Source organism: Solibacillus sp. FSL W7-1436 (assembly GCF_038007305.1).
In the GTDB taxonomy this organism is placed as follows: Bacteria; Bacillota; Bacilli; order Bacillales_A; family Planococcaceae; genus Solibacillus.
In genome coordinates this window covers 1709445-1730449 of the sequence record NZ_JBBOWV010000001.1, presented here as the reverse complement: position 1 = coordinate 1730449, position 21005 = coordinate 1709445, and the positions used below count along the sequence as shown (strand labels likewise).

Below are 21005 nucleotides of genomic sequence, written 5' to 3'. Positions count from 1 at the left end.
GGTGTGTGATGAGGGAAATACTGATTGGCATTTTAGCAGCCTTATTTTTTGCGGTTACATTTGTATTGAACCATTCAATGGAATTGGAAGGCGGCAGCTGGCTATGGAGCTCTTCACTCCGCTACTTCTTTATGCTCCCTTTTCTCATTGCCATTGTCGCCATAAGGGGAAAAGGCGGATTTCGTATATTATCGAATGAAATGAAAGAACATCCGGGTGCATGGCTCGTTTGGAGCTTTGTCGGATTCGTATTATTTTATGCGCCGCTTACGTTTGCCGCGGCATTCGGTCCAGGCTGGCTCGTATCAGGTACATGGCAGTTTACGATTGTAGCTGGTGTTTTGTTGGCTCCCCTCTTTATTACAACTATAGCCGGAAAAGAAGTCAGGGCAAAAATCCCGCTTATTTCACTTGGCATCTCAGGCATTATTTTATTCGGGATCTTGCTTATTCAAATTCCGCAGACACAGTCAGTTTCTATGAAAAGCCTGCTTCTCGGTATACTGCCGGTAATCATCGCGGCATTTGCCTACCCGCTCGGCAATCGGAAAATGATGGAGCTTTGTAAGGGCAGAGTCGATCCGTTTCAACGTGTTCTAGGTATGACAATCGCTTCCTTGCCGGCATGGATTCTGCTCGCAACCTATGCATTATTTACTGTTGGTCTGCCTTCTGCGAGTCAAGTGTATCAATCGCTGCTCGTTGCCGTTTCTTCCGGTGTTATCGCGACAATACTTTTCTTTATCGCAACAGACCGTGTGCGCCATGATCAAGGTAAGCTGGCTGCCGTTGAAGCAACCCAATCGACGGAAGTTCTTTTTGCGATGGTCGGCGAAATGATTTTACTAAGTGTACCGCTTCCGCAACCGATCGCTTTAATCGGACTGGCGGTCATTATTACCGGCATGCTGCTACACAGCTATCACACAGTACTTATCAATAAAAGATTACAAGCAGCAAATGAAAAAGGGTAGCGACATTTTGTCACTACCCTTTTTGCTACATTCCCCACTGCCAAATGCCAGTCGGATCTTTATACATTTTAAACACATATTCCCCTACATCTTCACGGTCATACTGGTAGCGTATTTCCACTTCTGTATCGGATAAATACGTAACATTCCGGTAAGATGCTTCCAAAAACAGCTCGCCTAAACGGTTCGAATGTGTAAATGGAATATCACTTACCGATAATCTTTCACTGATTGACCCATCTCTAAAAATCTGATCATACAAATATAGATCAAAATATTGTTCTGGTGAATAGTCATTTTCTAATTCAAAATAAATTGATGCTGTTGTACTTTGCTCTGCCAATGCTACGACTTCCCCGTAAATTTTATGCACCGCGGTAATTGTACCTGCCTGCTTTGTATTTTTTGCCGGGAAATGATTCACCAAAAAGTATTCACGCGCATTTAATAACTGATCGTAGCCTCCTGCAATCGTATTGCCGTTTTCCTCATACAATTCCTTTAATTCCGATCTTATAGGCTTCCCATTCACCGTTAATTTGCCGTCCTGCAAAACGACACGGTCTCCTGGTACTGCGACTACTTCATAATATGCGTTTTCATAAATTGGTAAATGACTGCTCGTATTAGTCATCGTTCGTACAATATCGCCAGCTCCGTATACGGCTTCATCAAATAAATTTTCCTGACGTTCTATCACTGTATGGTAAATTCCCTTTTTCCCTGCAAGTGTAAAGGTTTCTTTATCTACATATTGTAAATCCGATAATTGTTCCAGCACTGGTAGCTGTGCAAAGGAATCATAATCGATTACTGATAATTGCTTCTGTTTTTGAAGAGTAGCAATTTCCGCTAAATCATCAAGCGGATCATAAGGGGCACCCCGCCCTTCATTTCCCGAATTTTGAGTAAAAGGGACGGCTGTCATAAATAGAAATACCGCAACTGCTGCAACAGCTGCCGTTACTAATTGAACATGCCACGAACGTTTCTGATTTCGGGGGGGCGGAGTCAATTCGGATTTCACACGCTGCTTAATACGACTTTCCTGCATGCGTGTATCACCCATCATTTCATCCAGTTGTTTTTTAAATGGATCCATGCATCATTCCTCCAATCCCTCTTCGCTAAAATACTCTTTCAATTGCTGCTTTGCCCGACGTAAACGTGTTTTTACCGTATTTTCATTCAGCTGTAAATAGAGTGCAATATCGGCAATAGACTGTTCGTCATAATAAAATAAAATGAGCGGCTCACGATATTTCAGTGGTAGCTGGAATAACTTCTGTTCAAGTGATGCAAGATGCTCTTTTTGTATAACCTCTTCGTCCGTACCTTTCGTTTGAGCAAAAATCGTTTCAAAAACGACATCCTTTTTATGCTTCCATGAGCGTAAATAATCTTTTGCGCGATTGGCTGTCATTTTTGTTAAATACGTTTTCAATGACGACTCATTGCGAAACTGTTCGCTCTTTTGAAAGTATGTTACAAATACTTCCTGTACGATATCCTCGGCGGTAGCCCAATTTTTAACGTACAAATAAGCAATACGTACTAAATAACGCGTATGCTCATCAACAATTGCATCAAATTCTCTCATGTAACGTTTAGCACCTTCTTATATCCTTAAGACCAGTCCACCCCCTTTACAAAGGACGTGAACTGTTCAAATGTTTTATTTTCAGTTATGCCGAAACGATTAACCTCATAATTTGACTGCTGCATATTCGCATAGCCTTCATTTGTCGTAAAACCGATTAACAGTCCTACTTCCTTCATCGCTGCGATCATATCTTCATCGTAATGACCGAATGGATACGCTAGAGAAGTCGCATTCGACAGCATGTTAACATTTTGCTGCAGATCCTTCGCAATGTCAGCGGACGTCAGCTCTAATGCCTTCCCTGCCCCATTGCTGAACTGATGCAAATTATGTGTATGCGCTTCGTACTGAAACACATCCGTCATTTGCTGCATCTCTTCGGCTGTGAAAAATTGGAGCGGTCCTTTGGCATCAAAAACTTGTTCACCTTCAAAGCGCTCGGTACGAGAAGAAATAATATGCTGTACCGCAGAAAATCCATGTTTCTTTAAAATTGGATAAGCATAGACCTTTGTCGATAATAAACCATCATCAAATGTTATGAGTATTGAATTAACCGGTAAAATTTGGCGACCTTCCAAATAATCATAAAGCTGTGTTGTCGAAATTGTTGTAAATTGCTCTTCAGCTAAAAAGGCCATTTGCTGTTCAAATGATTGTACAGAAACCGTACTCGCATTTGTCACCATTTCTTCTTGCGGCAAAATATGATGATACACTAAAACGGGAATTCCTTCATCTATTTCAACTGATGTTTTATGTATATAACCCGCCCGTTCTCCTACTTTTATTACAAACCACTCATCAATCTCCCCCACTATCGGATAGCGGAACCCTTGGGAGAGCTGCATTAATACACCGCTTTTAAGATTTTTTCCTTCATATACATTTATCTGTTCTGTCGTTTTGATTGAATTTGTGATTTCTGTATTTACTAACGTCTCAAGCGGACGTTTTTCTACAGTGGCACTTCCCTTTTTAATAAAAGCCGAAATTTTCCCGAATCGCAGTTCATAATAAAGTTCATCTTCCCCTACGATCGCAAATGAAGTATTCGGATGTACAACACCAATTTCAGTGAGCGCATTTCCTTTTATATAAATCGGCTGTTCCTTATTCAGAACGATAACTTTTTCAAATAGATGTGTAGCTTGTTCGATTTGGTTTCCATCTTCCAAACCTGTCATGTCCTTTTCATTTGCAACCGCACGTTCAATCTTTTCACTTGAACCTCTATATTCAATTGTCAGGAATAATACGCATACAGCGATAAACCCTACAGCAATTAACTTTTTCATTATTTCCTCCGCCTGTTTTTTTTGCTTAAGCACCGTACAGACGGAGAAATTCAAAATAAGTTTCAAAAAAAATTATAATATTTTCTAGTAAACAAAAATACCCGTATCTGTAAGCGACACGGGCAATGGGTCTTCCAACAAAGGAAGAAAACCTAGAAGAAAAATATAAAGGGTGAAAAACTGAGTGTCTGACACACAGTCAAACCTACATTCTAAATGAGGGGGTTTAGAACGCTATGGCTGAGCTAACAAACTCCTGGAGAAAAGTTGTTAGCCCAGACTTATTTGTACTGTATTACAAATAAGCTCTTGCTACAGTTCTAATGATAATGATTATCAGTATCATTGTCAACCTATTTCCAATAATCTTTTAAGAATTTTTTAGTGAACGACGATATTGGTATTGTTTGAATTGGAACAGCATAAAGCAGCCGACACAAAAGCCTAAAATTGCTACAAATGATGCTACCGCCACCATAACCGTAAAGCTGTATGCAACAACCGGCCAGTTAAAGGCAAACCCTATTATTCCGCCTGCCAGGCAAATACTCGCAATTGTCGAATTGAACTTTTGCTGTCCAATTTCTTCCGGAATGTACGAATTGATGTCTTTCGTTAAAAATATTTTCGCAAAGCGCATAATTGGATTAAACCCGGTGAAAATCCCAAGTACATTTGCAATTAACGGAATCGCCAAAATCCAGTACTGTCCTGTTATCCATGTGATAACGACTGATAAAAATATAACCCACTGATTTACACGAACTAAAGGTCTTGGTACAGAAATCGGTTTAGTCATAAAAACCAACCTTTCTTATATGTTTAATTCATTTTAGCGTTTTTCACCTCGTTTGGGAAGAGAAATGGTATAGTTAATATAAATATTTTTTTAGAAAAGGTGATACGTATGCCTGCACTTTCTTATGATCAAGTACGACAACTAAATTCCTACAGTATTTTTACCGAAGAACCTGACCGCCCATTATTTACTTTGGCGAATCTACATAAAGACTTCTATTTGACGGATTTCCGCAATTTGATGATGGGTATTACGAATGCGGCTACAGAAGCTGCGGCTATCTCCCACTTCGGACGTCGCTACGGCATGTTTGTCGCAATGCAGTTTTATATGCTGACGACGTATGATGAAATTTGGGACGGCAAGCCCGAAGATTTGCGGTTTGCTATTGTTCAGGAGTTTGGCATTCATACACTCGGGATGTATATAAACCCAAATGATTTCCGCTATGTGGAAGATGATGAGCGCGAACGAGTGATGACGGACATTTTGTACAAGACGTCTGTTGTGATTGGCCAGTTACGGAAAACAACGTCCATCTCGCCGCTTACTTTATGGGAGAATATTTTCGGATACATGCTTTGGCACTTCCATACATTACTCGAAAATCCGGCATTGGCAGACCGCGCTTTCGAGGACCTGGATATGCTCGAAGATAAAAATATTTGGCGTTATTTCTCGGACAAATCGCTGTTTTTAAATTATACAGGCGGAAAAAATCCTTCTGCTCTCATCAATCAGCCTGTTCGCAAAAGCTGCTGTTTCTCAAAAGATATTCCCGGCTTAATGGCCTGCGGATTTTGCCCGATGAAATAGTTAAGGTTTCATTTTAAGTGCCCTGGCCGTTGAATGGTCGCGGCACTTTTTAGTATTGGCGAGGGTGCTTGGGGGAAATGTTCTAATAGATCACCCACTTGTTCTAATAAAACTTGAAAAGTTCTAATAAAACCCGGTTCTTCTAATAAAGTAAGCCGATGTGCTAATAAAGGCCACGGATGTTCGAATAAAAGTATCCGATCTTCTAATAAGTATCCCCGTTTTTCTAATATCGCATGAAAAGTTCTAATAAACCGCCGACCACAGTCACAGCTCTTTTTAGTCCGGGGTTCCCGGCAGAGGTGTTCTAATATATCACCCACTTGTTCTAATAAAACTTGAAAAGTTCTAATAAATCCCGGTTCTTCTAATAAAGTAAGCCGATGTGCTAATAAAGGCCACGGATGTTCGAATAAAAGTATCCGGTCTTCTAATAAGTATCCCCGTTTTTCTAATATCGCATGAAAAGTTCTAATAAACCGCTGACCTTAGTCACAGCTCTTCTTAGCCCGGGGTTCCCGGCAGAGATTTTCTAATAGATCGCCCACTTGTTCTAATAAAGGCCACAAATGTTCAAATAAAAGTATCCGATCTTCTAATAAGTATCCCGGTTCTTCTAATATCCGGTTCAACTTTTCTAATACCTCCCACCGCCATCCGCGCAACAAAAAAAACGATGCTACAAACATCATAGCATCGCCTTATCTTTTATTTCATTGCACTGTTTTTCAATGTTGTTGCCATTACTTTGGCGCCATCGAGCAATGCCTTTGCATCAAAGGTCATTTTCGGGTGATGAAGTCCCGGACCAAGATCTGCACCAACACCGATCATCGTCGCCTTCAGCTCTGTATTTTTAATCGTATAGAAGTGGAAATCATCGCTTCCCGGTGTTATGACTGCCGGTGCCAGACTTTTTTCTCCAAGTGCTTCAACAATCGAGCGTTCTGCAATGGCAGCAGCTTCCGATGATACTTCCGCACCTGGTGTAACGTCCATCCAATCCCATTCAACCCCAATATCGAACATCGCTGCAATTTGTTTCAAGCCTTTATCGACATCGCGCTGTACTTGCACCAAGACTTCATTTTTCTGTGCGCGAACATCGATCGAGAATGTCGCATTGCCCGGAATAATATTGACGCTTCCGCCATCTGCTACAATTTTCGTTAACTTCGCCGAGTATACTTCAAATGGATCGACATGGATATTTTTCAGCATTTGCTGAATCGCTACAACGACATCAATTGCATTTTTCCCCTGGTGCGGACGAGCCCCATGTGCATCAATTCCAGTAATTGTCCCATTTAAGAATGCTGCTGCACCATGATAGATTGCAGGTGACACTTTCCCTAATGGCAGTTCTTCCATCGGACGCAGATGAACACCAAATAAATGGGTAACATCTTCCATTACGCCACGGTCAATCATTGCCAATGCCCCGCCACCAGTTTCCTCAGCCGGTTGGAAAATAAAACGGATTTTCTTATCCAAAGATTCATTTTTTAATGCGTAAAGCGCACCTAAAACAATAGATATATTTGCATCATGTCCACAAGAGTGATTTGCCTGCATGACGCCATCCACTTCCTGCCACAGTGCATCGATATCAGCGCGTACCGCAATTGTTTCTTTGCCTTTTCCGATTTCCGCGACAAGTCCAGTCACATCGTCAAACTTTTTATAGCTGACGCCCATACCATCTAAGATTTCTGCTAATTTTGCTGTTGTTTTTATTTCTTTCCAGCTTACTTCAGGGTTTGCATGGAAATACTGAAACCAATCAAAAATCATTTGTTCCGTAGAATTAACCGCTAACATGAAACGCACCTCGAATATTATTTAATACTTCTATTATACAGTACAATTTTTGCATACTACATTATTAGTGCCTAAAAAAACGACATCTATCCAATCAGTTTTGTTGGATAGACGCCGTAATAATTTTAAATTCATTTTAAAAACTCCTTTATAAGCTTGAGAAAAACCCTTGTGGATATTGCGTACGCTCTTCACTTTCCGTTAATTCATGCTGCTCTGCTAACTCAAATTCCGCCTCTTCATCAAATAAGTACGTTTCAAACATAGACTTTAAAAGTGTTGACATATCATTTCTCTCCTTTAATTATTTGAATTTTTAGTTAATTTAAATAATATAATGGTTTATCAAGAAAATCAATAAATAAATGCAATTTATGCATAAAAAGTATTTAATCTATCTATTTATGAGATCAATAAAAGGCGCCTGAAATAAATTTCAGGCGCCTCTAGGCTTTATGAAATGGCCACTTTTGATCCATTCCCTTTGTTTCTTGTAATATACTGGATCACGAACATTACTCCAAATACAATCAGTCCAATTGTATCAGACAGTGATTCAGGGTAAATCATTGCTAAACCTGCACCAAGTAAAACAATGCGTTCAATCCAGCTTACAGGGCGGTACCAGTAACCGATAACTCCGACACCTATAGCGATCATACCCATGATTGCAGTGAACACTACCCATAAAATTTGCCATAACGTCACATCAATCATCAGCAGTGCCGGTGAGAAGATAATCATATACGGAATAATGAATGCCGCGATGGCAAGCTTCGCGGAGTTCACACCAGTACGAATCGGGTCTCCCCCTGAAATGCCGGATGCAGCAAAGGCGGCGAGCGCAACAGGCGGTGTAATATCCGCAATAATACCGAAATAGAACACAAAGAAGTGTGCTGATAAAACAATAACAAGCGGAGCTGCACTTGCAGCAACATCCGGTGCCAGTAATGCAATGATTGCTGGCGCTGCAATTGTTGATGTAATAACATAGTTTGCTGTTGTCGGTGCACCCATACCTAAAATTAACGAAGCAATCATTACAAAGAATAATGTAAGGAGAATGCTTCCTCCTGCTAATTTAACTAGGCTGTTTGCAAGAGACAATCCTAATCCTGTCTTTACAACAACGCCGACGATAATACCCGCACAAGCTGTTGCAGCAGCAACTGCCAATGCCGAGCGTGCACCTTCAACCATTCCATCGATAATTTCTTTAAAACCGAATTTAACATCCGGATTAATGAACCCAACAACAATACAAGAAATAATTCCGTAAAGTGCCGCGTGAATTACCGGTACACCTGACATCATTAGAATGATAATCAGTACAATCGGAATAAGTAAGTAAATTTTCTTGAATACTTTAGAACGATCCGGCATTTCCTCATCTTTTAAGCCACGTAATCCTAAACGTTTTGCTTCAAAATGTGTCATGATCCAAATCCCTGTAAAGTACAAAATTGCCGGAATGGCAGCAGCCTTGGCAATATCCCAATATGTGACACCACGACCGATAAACTCTACCATTAAGAACGCAGCAGCACCCATGATCGGCGGCATTAACTGACCACCTGTAGATGCCGATGCCTCTACAGCACCTGCAAAGTTTTTGTTATAGCCGAGACGTTTCATCATCGGAATCGTATATGAACCAGAAGTTACTACGTTCGCTACAGAACTCCCTGAAATTGTCCCTTGCAGTGCAGACGAGAAAATTGCAACTTTCGCTGGACCACCAGTTAATTTACCGGCAATCGCAATCGCTAGATCATTGAAGTATTCCCCTACGCCTGTTTTAACAAGGAACGCCCCGAATAATAGGAACGCAAAAATGAATGTAGAAGATACTGCTAATGGTGTTCCTAAAATACCGTCTGTCGAGAAGAACATTAAGTTCACTATACTATCCAGACTTTGACCACGGTGTGCCATAAAGTCCGGCATATAAGGACCGTAAAATGCGTAAAGCAGAAACAGTCCGGCAATAATAGTGATTGGTAAACCAACCGCTCTACGGGCACCTTCCAATACAATAATTACCGCCAGGATTCCGATATAGAAATCCATTGTTTGCAGTTGACCTAAACTTTGAACAAGCCGGTCATAATTGATTACCCAATAACTTCCCACTACTATAGCAATAATAGCTAAAATATAGTCATAAAACGGAATTGTCCGTTTTGATAGCTTACGACTTGCCGGGAAGAGTAAAAACACAAATGTTAAAGCAAATCCTAAGTGAACCGTACGCTGTATTTGCGCAGGAAACTGCCCGAAAATTGCTGTATAAACTTGGAAAATCGTAAATGCAAGCAACCCAAAATAGATGATATGCTTCATGAAATTTTGCGGGTTACGCTGATTCGATTCCAGATCATATTTTTCAAGTAATTCCTGCTGCTGTTCCAAAGTAAGTGATTCGTGTAAAGCTCCTGAATCTACAGCGGCTTTTTTATCAGTCATCTAATTCGACTCCTTTCAATTTGTCATATAAAGACAATTTCTTAATTGTTACTATATAGGATTTCCCTCTTACTAAATGCTCTTTTAAAGGAATGATCTTTCCTCTATGCTGAAGATTTAATTTATAGTCGACATTCCCGATATGTAACGTAAATTCTTCTAATTTTGCATCGTTGTATTGAAGTGTGTAAACACCATCTTCATAATTTAGTGTCTGCCCTTCTTCAGCATGCCCCGGCATCCCTATTGCCACATCCGTGTACTCCATTGAAAGCAGCTGAAACTCATTTGTAGGCAGCACTTTATAACTCTCTGTCACATCTGTTAAGTGGATTGAATGAGTAAAAACCAGCTGGAACTCATCTTTATCCTTTAACGGCAAAAAATGCTGAACAGGTTTTTGAACTCTCGTTTCTGTAAAAACTATGCTCCGTTCAAAAGGAATAAACCAAACAATAACACTAAGAAAAACCAGGATGATAAAAATCCACTTTTTCATTTGGATGATCACTCGCTTTAATAGAAAATACAACAAAGGCCTCTGAAGCTATTTTTGCGACAGAGGCCCTTCGTTTTCCCTAATTACTTTACTTCATCAAAGTATCTTTGTGCACCTGGGTGTACATCAATACCGATTCCGTCTAAGCCTGTTTCAGCTTTAATAAATTCGCCTTTAGCGTGACCAATTTTATCTGTATTATCATAGATTGCTTTTGTCATTGCAGACACTAAATCTTCAGGCAGATCTTTATTTACTGCTAACATTGCTCCTACAGATACAGCAGGAACTTCCGCTTCTAAACCGTATGTGCCAGCAGGGATATTATCTACTGCGTAGTAAGGGTATTTCTCGATTAATTCTGCCGCTTTGTCTGCTTCAACTGGAATAATGTGTACACCATTTGTTGCATTTAAAGCTTCTACAGCACCAGTTGGGTAACCAGCCGTAATGAATGCTGCGTCAATTTGACCTGATTGAATACCGTCAGTAGATTCACCGAAGTCTAAGTTTTGTGCTTGAATATCGTCTTTAATAGATAATCCGTGGATTTCCAGTAATTGCTCAGCGTTTGCATAAGTACCTGAACCTGGTGCACCTACAGAAACTTTCTTACCTTTTAAATCTGCAAATGTTTTAATGCCTGAATCCGCTAACGTTACTAATTGAATTGTTTCCGGATATAAAGCTCCCAATGCTACTACAGAGTCAATTTTCTGACCTTCGAACATTAAAGTTCCTTGAGTTGCATAGTAAGCGATATCTGTCTGAACGAATGCAATTTCACCATCACCTGCAGCTAGAGCTGTCATGTTGGCAGCCGAAGCTTGTGATACCTCAGCAGTTGTTTTTACCCCTGTATCCGTTGTGATTAAATCCGCAAATGTTCCCCCTAGCGGGTAGTAAGTACCTTGAGTACCACCTGTTAAAATACTTAAGAATTTAACATCGCCGAAATCTGCTTTTTCAGAACCAGAATCCGTTGTTTCTGTATCTGTTGATGTTTCTGAACCAGTTGATGTTTCAGCATCGTCGTCTCCGCCACATGCAGCCAAGACTAAAATGAATGCGCTCAATACTAATAAGAAAAGCATATTTTTAGATTTGAACATAAATTTCTCCCCCTTTTTACCTCATTATAAACTTCATTTTACATACACAAATATTCAAAAGTCAATTAATATCTTAAAAATCTAATTATTTAGCTAGCTATAATATTCTATAAAAATCATAAAAGTGCTATAAAATGATGTTTTTCACTAACCACCTTCAATTGGAAAACCTATATTCGCCTTTAAAGCATAGTGTAAATTGCATAAAAAATGAATAAAATTATTTTTCTAATATATATTTGTTATTCAAACAATTATTATATTCCTAACACAAAATGTCTCTCAAAAGGAAAAAATACCCTTTCTCATTTTTGGAGAAAATGGTATTTTTCATGTTTTATATTTGCTATTGCTCGATTACCCCACAAACAATTCGCGCACCCGAATTTCCTGAAGGATCTGTCTTATAGTCGTCCGCTTTTTCATGAATGACAATAGATGTGCCATCAGCATCAAACAGCGAATTTTCTTTTCCTTTTTCAAGTGTAAAATCGGCTGTCACGAAATTCAGCTCCACATTCCCCGCTTCATCTGCAGTAATATTCGGTAAATCCCCTAAATGCGGGCCTTTCGGATTATCCACACCATGCTCCTTTTTCATTGGGTTGAAATGAGCACCCGCCGATTCAAAGCTAGGGGGTTCACACTTCCCTACTTCATGCAGATGGATTCCGTGATCACCTGGCGGTAGACTATTTAAAACAGCAGTCAGTTCGACCCCTTTGGAAGATTCTTCAAATAAAATTTCACCAACTACATTATTTTCAGTATCATACATCTGCGCCTTAGCAGATAAAGTTTCTGGTGCACTTACCAGGACGGTTTCCTTTTGAAACAAACTGCATCCGCTTAATAATAGTCCACATACGATTAAACCAATTACTCGCATACTATCCCCTCCTTGCAGCTAGTATTTCAATAAAGAGGGCTGAATATACAAAAAGCCACCCAAAATTGAGTGGCTTCTTTTCGTATTAGTCTAAAATTTTTATTTGTACTGTACGGCGGCCCCATTCATAGGCATTACCTATGTCTGGAATAAATACATCTATTTTATTGCCTTTAATTGCCCCGCCTGTGTCAGCTGCAACGGCTTCCCCATAACCTTCAACCCAAACTTTTGTCCCTAATGGAATAACACGCGGATCTACTGCAATTACTTTTAAATTTGGATTGGCACGTAAATTCGTACCATTTGCAGTTGTTCCTGAACACCCTTCACAATAGGCTGTATACGCTGTCGCTTCAACAGTCAACGTTCTTCCTGTGTCCGGGGCTGAACTTGTTGATGTTTTTGCCTGCGTACCGCCTGTCGCACTTTTCACTTCACTCTTGGCGTATTTCTGTTGAGATCCGGATACTGTGATCGTGTCACCCGGATAAATCAGGTCCGATTTGATATTGTTCCAGTCCTGCAGCTGGTCAACTGTTGCATCATGGGCCAATGCAATATGGAACAATGTATCGCCTGGTGCAATCGTATATACTTTCTCATCATGACCGCCAATTTCTATTGTATCTCCAACGAAAATTGTATTACTTGTTAAATTATTCATTTCTTTTATTTCTTCAACCGATGTTTCGAATTGTTTACTTATTTTATAAAGTGTATCTTCAGGCTGGATCGTATAAGTATCTGCAGAAGCTTGAGTTGCAAATAGCCCCCCTGCAGAAAATACTCCTGCCAATAGAACTGCCATTAATTTTTTCTTTGTCAAATTTCTGTCCCTCCATATTTTCCAAATAAATTTATGTTACTTTGACTCTGCTCTAACCTTACAGCAAATACATTGCAACACAGTGACGTGGATATGAACCCTCCATTACAAGCACATTGCAGAGCTTTTGGATAATTATTACTAAATTTGAAACGATTTATACATAGATTTACCATTTTTTTGCGAGGGGACGGGAAAAGAGCGAATAATAAATGGAAATCCATTTTCAGACTTATTACAAATCGCCCTGTTTCTTTAATCTTTCTTTCAATTTTGACGATATAGATGAAGAGGAGGGATTACTTTGGAATTAAACACCATCATGTCAGCTCAACTGGCATCACTGCAGCAAACTGTGCAGATGAGTATTTTAGACAAGGCCATGAATACCGGTGCGGCAACTGCTGTCCAAATGATTGAAGCAATGCCTCAACCACAAGCAACACCAGCATCCCACCCTTATAAAGGACAAATGATTGACGTCCAGGTTTAGAATTAAAAAGCAGAAAGGACGCTCACTTAAAATGGTGAGCGTCCTTCTATTTTCAGAAATTCTGTGCCTGTTACTGGCATTTCGGAAGCACAAATTTGAAAGGCGAGTAGAAATTCCAGAAATTCTGCATACTATAGTAGATAATCCAATTTTTATTAGACATAGAACAATTTTTTTGAAGATTTTTCATTTTATTAGAATCATGAGTTCTAATGTAAATGCTCCGTTAAATTTCGGTTAAACACTTTTAAAAAATCACTTTTCGGGTATAACTAATAGTACACTGGTGATGAAAAGGAGTGATTATTATAGGTATCCATACATTTTTTACAAGTTTAAATGATTTAGAGCGAATCATCCGCTGTCCGGGTCGCTTTAAATTCGAAGAACATAATGTGGCAGCACACTCATGGAAGGTTTCCCAGTATGCGATGTTCTTTGCAACATTGGAAGAACGTGCAGGCAGTCAAATTGACTGGAAATCACTATACGAAAAAACGATTAATCATGACTTTGCCGAAGTGTTTATCGGGGATATTAAAACACCTGTCAAACATGCAAGCGTCGAACTTAAGCAAATGCTTTCGCATGTCGAAGAGAAAATGATGGAGAAATTTATCCGGGAAGAAATTCCACTGGATCTTCAGGATGTGTTTTTTGACCGGATGAAAGAAGGCAAAGACAAGACAATTGAAGGACGACTGCTCGAGTTTGCAGACAAGCTGGATCAGTTTTACGAGTCATTTGCAGAACTGAAGCGCGGAAATACGGACAAAGAGTTTGTTCATATGTATGAATCAGCACTAAGCAAGTTGCTGCTGATTGATTTACCGGTATCTGTTGACTATTTCCGAAATGAGATTTTATCAGATGTTGTCATGGAAAAGACGGTCATCGATATTGCACTTTTAACGGAAAACATTTTACAACAGCATAGCGAATAATAACAGAAGGCTTCCGATTTATAAGGAAGGCTTTTTTATTTTGGAAATATATCCACCTTTTTATCCTTTAAAAACTTTAATAAATCCATCCATATCATTTGACTTTTTTTTTAAAACATACTTTATTGCATTCCGATTTAACTTACTATAAGATAACAATAAGGCTACGTTGTACGTACGAATATTAAGTTTTAACCTTTATACTTATACAGGGAGTTTTACATCGATGTTGGAATGGCGTGCCTGGACTCTTTTGACTTCAGGATAGACAGGATAGCATTTGCGAACACCCACTTTGAGGAGTGGTGGTTTAAAACTTTCTATAATAACTACGGCAATGTGGCTGCTTACATAGCAGCAATGTACAAACACTTTCACTGAAATGGTGGAAGTGTTTTTTTGTACATAAAATTTAAAAATCAAAAATTCCCATTGAATAACCGATTGTTATTCAATGGGAAATCAGGCTACCCTTTATAAACTAATGATTCTTTTTCAAGCAGAATCGGTCCCGTACTCGTTCTTACGATAAATGAAGCATGTTCCAAGTAGTCAGCTAAAACAACGGCCCCAACGCCTAAAATCTCCACTTGGACATCAACACGGTGTTCACTAGTTCTCAACTTTGAAAGAATAGGCTTCAGCTGATCCAGCTCCTGTAGCTTTTCACAGTACATAATAATGTCAATATCACTGTTTTCATGGCAGACATTGATTCCGGTTCCCATCGAAAAACCAACACTTCCGCCAATCCCCCATTTAAGACCATCCAATACCTTTTCAATATAATTAAGTGATCGGACATGCGTCTTCGGATAGGATTTTGCCAGAACATCAAACGGCCGAATTACACGTCTAATATTAGATATCGTTGTAATCGCTGCAAATCGTTTAGACCGATTATCCCCGCGAAAGCCTATCGCAACTTTCCCGTCCTCTACTTTCATACGTCTCACAACAGCAATGCCTTGAGCCATTTCATCCTCATCCATCCAACCAGGATAATCACCGAAGTACTCGATTTGATCCTTGGACTTCAAATACACTAAATCATGTACAGTTAGTTCCATTGCTGTGTAATATTTTCACGTACAGCAATCGATGCTTTACGACCATTTTCAACCGCTACTTTTGATTGAATTCGATTTGCTAACGTTCTATCTCCAGACTGAATTATATCTTCTTTTGCCATTACAATTGAATGAAGAACTTTACGAGCTTGTTCTTTAGAAGGTTTGTCTGCGTCAATACCGTCGATCAACTCATGTAATGCACCAAGTGTTTGGAATGAATGGACATCATACGCCATCGATGGAACAGATTTTGCGAATTCATCCAGCTCTTCAACAGTACGCATTGTAACAAGCGCTGCCGACTTTTTGGACATTACATGTACTTGCACTTCTGAGTCATCAAGCGAAATAATACGGTTACCCTGCATGCCGTGTGCTAAAAACGCTCCTGAGATCGCTTTACCTACAACACATGTAACGATTGGATGTCCGCTTTGACGCGCAACTGCATACGCTTCAACACTTGCTGCACACGCTAAATAAATGCCGAACAATTCTTCATGATATCCGAATGCCTGACCCGGAACATCGACGATAGGAACGATTAACCTTTTATCAGCTGAATTTTTATCCTCTTCAATTGCCTGACGAATATATTTCGCAACAGTCCATGCTTCCTGCAGACCAAACTCTCCGTTTCGTGCACGGTAAAATTTACTTTCACTGTTTGGCACGACAGCGATAAAACGCGCTTTTTCTCCATTTAATTCAGCATCAGCCACTAAGACTGATGGTATTTCCGAAATCGATGGTGCATTATTTGTAAATGCATTAAACCATGTACGGCCTCTGCTTGAGTTTTCTCCGTCTGCAACCGTTGATTCAGCAGTTGGCAATTCAGCTCGGTCGCTTAAAATTTCCTGTGCTTCATCAGGGCTGATTTTTTCCTCAAACTGCAAATGATTCAGCATATTTAAAAATGTATCGTATTCTGTTGTTCTTTGTTTGAAGCTGTTTTTTGCCCATAAATCTTCCAGCGTATCCAGGTAGTTTACGACATCATCTTCAACGACAGCATCTACTAATTTTGAATTGTAGCGCATTGATCCGCCAATCATTTTCCAGATAAACGGCTTTTGTTTTGCATTCAGCTCCTGGATGCCCGCTTCCTGCTGAACTACTTCAGGGCCATTCATGCCAAGTCGCCCTTCTCGGGTCATGATTAAAGCAGAACAAAGACCTGCTGTTAATGACATTCCTCCGAAAGAACCGACTTTCCCTGGAATAATGCCGATTACGGGTACATATTTCTTCAAAGCAACAATTGCAGAACTGATTTCAGCAATCGAAAGAAGTCCGTAGTTCGCCTCTTGCAGACGAACACCACCTGTATCATAAATAATGACCGGATAAATCAGCTCCCCTGCTTCACATGAGGCATACGCACGCTCCAAAGCACCCGCGAATTTCGCCCCGGAAACTTCACCGATTCCTCCGCCTTGGAAACTTCCTTCTATTGAAATGATTAATGAACGACGGCCACGGATTGTCCCTTGCATGATAATCATTCCGTCATCACTTTGCGGCACGATGTTTTGCGCTTCCAGATGAGGTGATTCAAAAAAGTCAAATGGACCTAATATTTCATGTGCTGTTCCTTCATCTAATAGTAAAAGTGCACGTTCTCTTGCCTTACTTTCTACTATACTTACTGGTAATGTAATAGAATTATTCACCGAAAACCACCTCCGCTGCCTGTGCAAGTCTTATCGATACGACACCTGGTGTTGCCCCGAAATCATTAATCTTTATTGAAGCCAATATATCCTGCTGAGAAACAAAACGCTCCACTACTTTTTGCCATGTTTCAGCATATCCCGTAATTCCTGTACGAACTTCTACTTTTGTTTCCGAGCCTTCAATTGGCTGGATCAGTATTTCTAAATCCCCCGATCCAACAACCCCGATATGCGCCTGCTTAGTAACCGGACGATTTGCCTGAAATGTGTAATTCAACTTTTCCATGCTGTGCACCCCTTTTCAGTTTATCTGACATATTAATTACGAATAATGTGGCCGCCAATAAATCAGCCGAACCCCCTGGCGATAACCAATGCTTAATATATAATTCATCCAGTTTCTTCATATTAGAGATTGAAAAGTTTGTGAGCAGTTTATTCGCTTCCTGCTTCGCAAACTCCAACCCTTCAAGACCGCCTCGATGAAGTAGACAAGTATCATTTAAATTTGCGATCAATACTAGTAATGTAGTAAGTTTCGCATCTCTTAGCGACATCTTCTGAGCCGCCTGTAAAAATGCCGGCAAACTATACTTTTGAATATGGGGAAACGCCTGCTGGGCTTCTTCTCTGGCACCCGGAATCCCATAATTCTCTTTTACTTTGATCCCGTTCGTTTTGGATTTCGGAATATATTGGTCCGGAAGATTGGCCAGTTCTGCAGCATCGTTAAATACTTGCGGAAAGAGTACCTTGCCCTGTCTTCTTGCAATTGCGGAACAAAGTAAACCAATCGACCAGATTGCCCCTTTATGCGTATTACTATTTTCAGTAACCGCAAACATTTCCTTTTCACCATTCCGTCCTATTGCGCCAAATTGTTCCCTAATTTCTACTGTTGGCTGTCGGTTGAAACTCAGCATTGCCATTTGATAAAACGTATTGTGCAATGAATGTGCTGAATCCTGCATTTTAGTTAAAGATAAATCATGATGTGCACCATTATTGTCTGTATCTACTAACCCCGGCTTTGGTGTTAATTGAACTTCTTCGATTAATGCTGCTACAGCCTCATCGGCAATCCGTTTACAAATTACATGCTGTTTCATCCTTTCAGCTCCTTACCAACTTTTGAATTTCGTTGGTGGCTCATATAATCCACCAGACCATTGAACAAGTTCATCAATATTTTTCGCTGCCAATAGTGAACGATTCGCTTCACCGCGTAAAATATTCAAGTCTTCCGGCATAGCCACTAAACCGCGCTCGCGAAGAGACTTTGTGCGCTTCACATCATTTTCCATCCCTAACGGTGTCACCCCTGCAATCGAAGCAATCATTTCTCTTCGCTCTGCCGGACTATCTGTTTTATACAGGTAGGCAATCCCTTCTTCTGTCACAACATGTGTAACATCTTCCGCATAAATCATGACCGGTGCTACTGCCAAATTCGCCTGTTTCTTTACATCAATTGCGTCCAAACGTTCAACAAAGACCGGTGTGTTGGCATCCTGGAAAGTTTCGGCTACTTGCACAACAAGCTTTTTCCCGCGTGCCAGTTCATCCTGACTTGTCATCATGTTATACCAAGCTTCCGTTGAGTGACGGCGTCCGCCCGGATCATGCCCCATATTCGGTGCACCACCATAACCTGCAACGCGCCCTTTTGTTACCGTCGATGAATTGCCGTATGCATCCATTTGCAATGTCGATCCGATAAATAAGTCAACCGCATACTGACCTGCAAGCTGTGCCAACGTACGATTTGAACGCAGACTGCCATCTTTACCTGTGAAGAAAATATCGCGACGTGCCTGCACGTATTTTTCCATTCCTAATTCACCGCCGAAACAGTGAACACTTTCTACCCATCCTGTTTCGATCGCAGGAATTAGTGTCGGGTGCGGATTAAGAACCCAGTTTTTGCATATTTTACCTTTCAACCCTAATTGCTCACCATATGAAGGTAATAGCAGCTCGATTGCAGCCGTATTAAAACCAATCCCATGGTTTAAAGATTGAACGCCGTGTTTTTCATAAATACCGCGAATACACATCATCGCCTGTAAAATCTGAATATCTGTAATATGGCGTGGATCACGTGTAAATAATGGCTCAAGCTCATACGGTTCATCTGCTTCAACGATGAAATCGACCCAAGAACCCGGTATATCAACACGCGGCAGTTCATCCACAATTTCATTTACCTGAGCGATGACAATACCATCACGGAAGGCTGCTGCTTCTACAATTGTTGGTGTTTCTTCCGTGTTTGGCCCTGTATATAAGTTCCCGAAGCGGTCTGCTTTATCAGCTGCAACTAATGCAACATTCGGAATTAAATCGATAAACAATCTTCCATAAAGCTCAACATATGTGTGCAGGTCCCCTAAAATTAATCGGCCGTCTTCAATCATCTGTGCGATTCGTAAACTTTGAGGTCCAGCAAAACTTAAGTCAATCTTCTTAGCGATACCTTCTTCAAAAATATCTAAATGTTCCGGACGCGATACACTGGACATAATCATATGTAAATCATGTACACGCTCTGGATCTACCTTTACAAGAGCTTGAGATAAAAATGAAGCCTGCTTCTGATTGTTCCCTTCAAGAACAACCCGATCCCCCGGTTTAATAAGCAATTCAAGTACATCTACAATTTTCTCTGTAGGAATTGTTACACCATTTACTAGATGTTCCACTTCCGCCAATCTCTTTTTCTTTCCTTCCAATCTTGTTGACCAAGAACGCTGCTGTTGAATTATTACCATATTTACACCCCTTCATTTTTTGCTAAATATAGACAATCATTAAATCCGTTCTTTTCCACACTATAGCTATCCGCCTCTGGGAACGCATTTTTAGCAAGTTTTTTTAACACATCCCCTGGCGACATCTCAATAAATTGACGAACACCATTTTCAAATAAAATCGAAGTTGCATCATGCCATCTGACAGGTAAAGCAATACTTTCAGCCAAATCCTGAACAATACGGGAAGGCTGGCGAAGTACCCGTGCATTTCGGTTTGAAATCAACGGGAATTTCGGACGTTGGAGCGTTATGCTCTCCATCTCTTTTGCCAATCGATCCTGAACCGGTAAAAACAATGGACAATGGGATGGTGTAGAAACATTCAGCATTTTTGCTGAACTTGCCCCTTTTCCTGCCACGTAGTCCAGTACATTTTGCATTGCTTCCTTATGACCCGATAGAGTCAACTGCTGCGGTGCATTACGATTCGATACATAGACCGGCTTTTCATTCGTATGGAATTTCTGTGTTATATCTAAAAGAACTGATTCAGGTAATCCTACAACAACCGCCATTCCATACGCTTCATCCTGTAAAGATTCCATCAGTTCCCCACGAAGTGAAACTAAATGAAGGGCATCTTCAAATGTTAATACCTCGCTTGTCACCGCGGCGGCAAATGCACCTACCGAATGACCTGCCAAATAGTCCGGTTTTGCACCTTCATTAAGAAAGGCACGTGCAGTTGCAACTCCGGCTGCCAGCATTGTAATCTGGACATTTTTTGTACTTTTCAATTTTTCAGCTGTTGCAAGCAGCTTAATATCTTTTTTTAGAACCTCCGAAGCTTCGTCCAAAGTTTCTTGTATAGTAGGGTGCGTAGGAAGCGACTCTAAAAAACCGCCATATTGTGAACCTTGCCCTGGAAAAAGCCATGCCTGTTTCATCGTTAAC

Annotated in this window: 21 protein-coding genes and 1 other RNA gene; 5 read left to right on the top strand and 17 right to left on the bottom strand. The window is 40.3% G+C overall.

From position 1 onward, the window contains the following. Nucleotides 1-8: 8 nt before the first annotated feature. The gene (locus tag MKX73_RS08675; protein WP_340717093.1) at nt 9-974 is read left to right on the top strand and encodes a DMT family transporter; all 966 of its coding nucleotides are present in this window, start codon (nt 9-11) and stop codon (nt 972-974) included. A gap of 25 nt (nt 975-999) precedes the next feature. Here the strand turns inward: MKX73_RS08675 and MKX73_RS08670 are convergent, their stop codons facing one another. From MKX73_RS08670 to MKX73_RS08655, 4 genes are all read right to left on the bottom strand, one after another. Continuing rightward, nucleotides 1000-2076 carry a S26 family signal peptidase gene (locus MKX73_RS08670; protein WP_340717092.1) on the bottom strand — a complete coding sequence of 359 codons (1077 nt, stop codon included), beginning with the start codon at nt 2074-2076 and terminating at the stop codon, nt 1000-1002. Between the two features lie 3 nt (nt 2077-2079). Continuing rightward, nucleotides 2080-2574 (bottom strand): sigma-70 family RNA polymerase sigma factor, encoded by a 495-nt coding sequence (locus tag MKX73_RS08665; protein ID WP_340717091.1) that lies wholly within the window; start codon nt 2572-2574, stop codon nt 2080-2082. A 26-nt stretch (nt 2575-2600) separates the two neighbouring features. Next, complete coding sequence (locus MKX73_RS08660) at nt 2601-3875, bottom strand: polysaccharide deacetylase family protein (protein WP_340717090.1); 1275 nt, start codon at nt 3873-3875, stop codon at nt 2601-2603. Nucleotides 3876-4245: 370 nt separating this feature from the next. Next, on the bottom strand, nt 4246-4674 hold the full coding sequence (locus MKX73_RS08655; RefSeq protein WP_340717089.1) for a DUF4395 domain-containing protein: 429 nt from the start codon (nt 4672-4674) through the stop codon (nt 4246-4248). A 108-nt stretch (nt 4675-4782) separates the two neighbouring features. On the opposite strand from MKX73_RS08655, the gene MKX73_RS08650 reads away from it, so the two are divergent. After that, the gene (locus MKX73_RS08650) at nt 4783-5490 is read left to right on the top strand and encodes a Fe-S oxidoreductase (RefSeq protein WP_340717088.1); all 708 of its coding nucleotides are present in this window, start codon (nt 4783-4785) and stop codon (nt 5488-5490) included. A 708-nt stretch (nt 5491-6198) separates the two neighbouring features. On the opposite strand, the gene MKX73_RS08645 is transcribed toward MKX73_RS08650, so the two are convergent. The 7 genes from MKX73_RS08645 to MKX73_RS08615 all read right to left on the bottom strand — a co-directional run bounded on the left by MKX73_RS08645 (nt 6199) and on the right by MKX73_RS08615 (nt 13109). After that, nucleotides 6199-7311 (bottom strand): amidohydrolase, encoded by a 1113-nt coding sequence (locus MKX73_RS08645; RefSeq protein WP_340717087.1) that lies wholly within the window; start codon nt 7309-7311, stop codon nt 6199-6201. A gap of 148 nt (nt 7312-7459) precedes the next feature. Continuing rightward, nucleotides 7460-7597: a hypothetical protein gene (locus MKX73_RS08640; RefSeq protein WP_340717086.1), complete on the bottom strand. Its 138-nt coding sequence runs from the start codon at nt 7595-7597 to the stop codon at nt 7460-7462. Between the two features lie 167 nt (nt 7598-7764). Further along, the gene (locus MKX73_RS08635) at nt 7765-9780 is read right to left on the bottom strand and encodes a TRAP transporter permease (RefSeq protein WP_340717085.1); all 2016 of its coding nucleotides are present in this window, start codon (nt 9778-9780) and stop codon (nt 7765-7767) included. Continuing rightward, nucleotides 9773-10279, bottom strand: coding sequence for a DUF1850 domain-containing protein (locus MKX73_RS08630; RefSeq protein WP_340717084.1), 507 nt, complete (start codon nt 10277-10279; stop codon nt 9773-9775). Before MKX73_RS08630 ends, MKX73_RS08635 begins: the two co-directional genes overlap by 8 nt. Before the next feature lie 83 nt (nt 10280-10362). Beyond that, nucleotides 10363-11391, bottom strand: coding sequence for a TAXI family TRAP transporter solute-binding subunit (locus MKX73_RS08625; protein ID WP_340717083.1), 1029 nt, complete (start codon nt 11389-11391; stop codon nt 10363-10365). Nucleotides 11392-11737: 346 nt separating this feature from the next. Further along, nucleotides 11738-12280, bottom strand: a complete 543-nt coding sequence (locus tag MKX73_RS08620; protein ID WP_340717082.1) for a superoxide dismutase family protein — start codon at nt 12278-12280, stop codon at nt 11738-11740. Between the two features lie 85 nt (nt 12281-12365). Beyond that, nucleotides 12366-13109 (bottom strand): LysM peptidoglycan-binding and 3D domain-containing protein, encoded by a 744-nt coding sequence (locus MKX73_RS08615; protein ID WP_340717081.1) that lies wholly within the window; start codon nt 13107-13109, stop codon nt 12366-12368. 304 nt (nt 13110-13413) lie between these two features. On the opposite strand from MKX73_RS08615, the gene MKX73_RS08610 reads away from it, so the two are divergent. From MKX73_RS08610 to ssrS, 3 genes are all read left to right on the top strand, one after another. Beyond that, nucleotides 13414-13602 carry a YjfB family protein gene (locus MKX73_RS08610; protein WP_340717080.1) on the top strand — a complete coding sequence of 63 codons (189 nt, stop codon included), beginning with the start codon at nt 13414-13416 and terminating at the stop codon, nt 13600-13602. Nucleotides 13603-13901: 299 nt separating this feature from the next. Beyond that, nucleotides 13902-14546 carry a YfbR-like 5'-deoxynucleotidase gene (locus MKX73_RS08605; protein WP_340717079.1) on the top strand — a complete coding sequence of 215 codons (645 nt, stop codon included), beginning with the start codon at nt 13902-13904 and terminating at the stop codon, nt 14544-14546. Between the two features lie 158 nt (nt 14547-14704). Continuing rightward, nucleotides 14705-14896: non-coding RNA, 6S RNA (gene ssrS / locus MKX73_RS08600), on the top strand. A gap of 117 nt (nt 14897-15013) precedes the next feature. Here ssrS and MKX73_RS08595 read toward each other — a convergent pair. The 6 genes from MKX73_RS08595 to MKX73_RS08570 are packed head-to-tail and all read right to left on the bottom strand — an operon-like array spanning nt 15014 to nt 20998. Then, nucleotides 15014-15616 (bottom strand): malonate decarboxylase holo-ACP synthase, encoded by a 603-nt coding sequence (locus MKX73_RS08595; protein WP_340717078.1) that lies wholly within the window; start codon nt 15614-15616, stop codon nt 15014-15016. After that, complete coding sequence (locus MKX73_RS08590) at nt 15607-17295, bottom strand: biotin-independent malonate decarboxylase subunit beta (protein WP_340717077.1); 1689 nt, start codon at nt 17293-17295, stop codon at nt 15607-15609. The genes MKX73_RS08595 and MKX73_RS08590 overlap by 10 nt, the downstream gene beginning before the upstream one ends. Further along, nucleotides 17288-17584: a malonate decarboxylase subunit delta gene (locus MKX73_RS08585; protein ID WP_079523867.1), complete on the bottom strand. Its 297-nt coding sequence runs from the start codon at nt 17582-17584 to the stop codon at nt 17288-17290. The genes MKX73_RS08590 and MKX73_RS08585 overlap by 8 nt, the downstream gene beginning before the upstream one ends. Further along, nucleotides 17538-18407 (bottom strand): triphosphoribosyl-dephospho-CoA synthase, encoded by an 870-nt coding sequence (locus MKX73_RS08580; RefSeq protein WP_340717076.1) that lies wholly within the window; start codon nt 18405-18407, stop codon nt 17538-17540. The genes MKX73_RS08585 and MKX73_RS08580 overlap by 47 nt, the downstream gene beginning before the upstream one ends. A gap of 12 nt (nt 18408-18419) precedes the next feature. Next, complete coding sequence (mdcA, locus tag MKX73_RS08575) at nt 18420-20069, bottom strand: malonate decarboxylase subunit alpha (protein ID WP_340717075.1); 1650 nt, start codon at nt 20067-20069, stop codon at nt 18420-18422. Nucleotides 20070-20071: 2 nt separating this feature from the next. Then, entirely contained in the window at nt 20072-20998 is a 927-nt protein-coding gene (locus MKX73_RS08570) for an ACP S-malonyltransferase (RefSeq protein ID WP_340717074.1), read from the bottom strand. Between the last annotated feature and the right edge of the window lie 7 nt (nt 20999-21005).

Excerpts from the sequence above, each read along its gene's own strand:
- MKX73_RS08675 (WP_340717093.1), top strand. The coding sequence starts at position 9 with ATGAGGGAAATACTGATTGGCATTTTAGCAGCCTTATTTTTTGCGGTT.
- MKX73_RS08670 (WP_340717092.1), bottom strand. The coding sequence starts at position 2,076 with ATGGATCCATTTAAAAAACAACTGGATGAAATGATGGGTGATACACGC.
- MKX73_RS08665 (WP_340717091.1), bottom strand. The coding sequence starts at position 2,574 with ATGAGAGAATTTGATGCAATTGTTGATGAGCATACGCGTTATTTAGTA.
- MKX73_RS08660 (WP_340717090.1), bottom strand. The coding sequence starts at position 3,875 with ATGAAAAAGTTAATTGCTGTAGGGTTTATCGCTGTATGCGTATTATTC.
- MKX73_RS08655 (WP_340717089.1), bottom strand. The coding sequence starts at position 4,674 with ATGACTAAACCGATTTCTGTACCAAGACCTTTAGTTCGTGTAAATCAG.
- MKX73_RS08650 (WP_340717088.1), top strand. The coding sequence starts at position 4,783 with ATGCCTGCACTTTCTTATGATCAAGTACGACAACTAAATTCCTACAGT.
- MKX73_RS08645 (WP_340717087.1), bottom strand. The coding sequence starts at position 7,311 with ATGTTAGCGGTTAATTCTACGGAACAAATGATTTTTGATTGGTTTCAG.
- MKX73_RS08640 (WP_340717086.1), bottom strand. The coding sequence starts at position 7,597 with ATGTCAACACTTTTAAAGTCTATGTTTGAAACGTACTTATTTGATGAA.
- MKX73_RS08635 (WP_340717085.1), bottom strand. The coding sequence starts at position 9,780 with ATGACTGATAAAAAAGCCGCTGTAGATTCAGGAGCTTTACACGAATCA.
- MKX73_RS08630 (WP_340717084.1), bottom strand. The coding sequence starts at position 10,279 with ATGAAAAAGTGGATTTTTATCATCCTGGTTTTTCTTAGTGTTATTGTT.
- MKX73_RS08625 (WP_340717083.1), bottom strand. The coding sequence starts at position 11,391 with ATGTTCAAATCTAAAAATATGCTTTTCTTATTAGTATTGAGCGCATTC.
- MKX73_RS08620 (WP_340717082.1), bottom strand. The coding sequence starts at position 12,280 with ATGCGAGTAATTGGTTTAATCGTATGTGGACTATTATTAAGCGGATGC.
- MKX73_RS08595 (WP_340717078.1), bottom strand. The coding sequence starts at position 15,616 with ATGGAACTAACTGTACATGATTTAGTGTATTTGAAGTCCAAGGATCAA.
- MKX73_RS08585 (WP_079523867.1), bottom strand. The coding sequence starts at position 17,584 with ATGGAAAAGTTGAATTACACATTTCAGGCAAATCGTCCGGTTACTAAG.
- MKX73_RS08580 (WP_340717076.1), bottom strand. The coding sequence starts at position 18,407 with ATGAAACAGCATGTAATTTGTAAACGGATTGCCGATGAGGCTGTAGCA.
- mdcA (WP_340717075.1), bottom strand. The coding sequence starts at position 20,069 with ATGGTAATAATTCAACAGCAGCGTTCTTGGTCAACAAGATTGGAAGGA.
- MKX73_RS08570 (WP_340717074.1), bottom strand. The coding sequence starts at position 20,998 with ATGAAACAGGCATGGCTTTTTCCAGGGCAAGGTTCACAATATGGCGGT.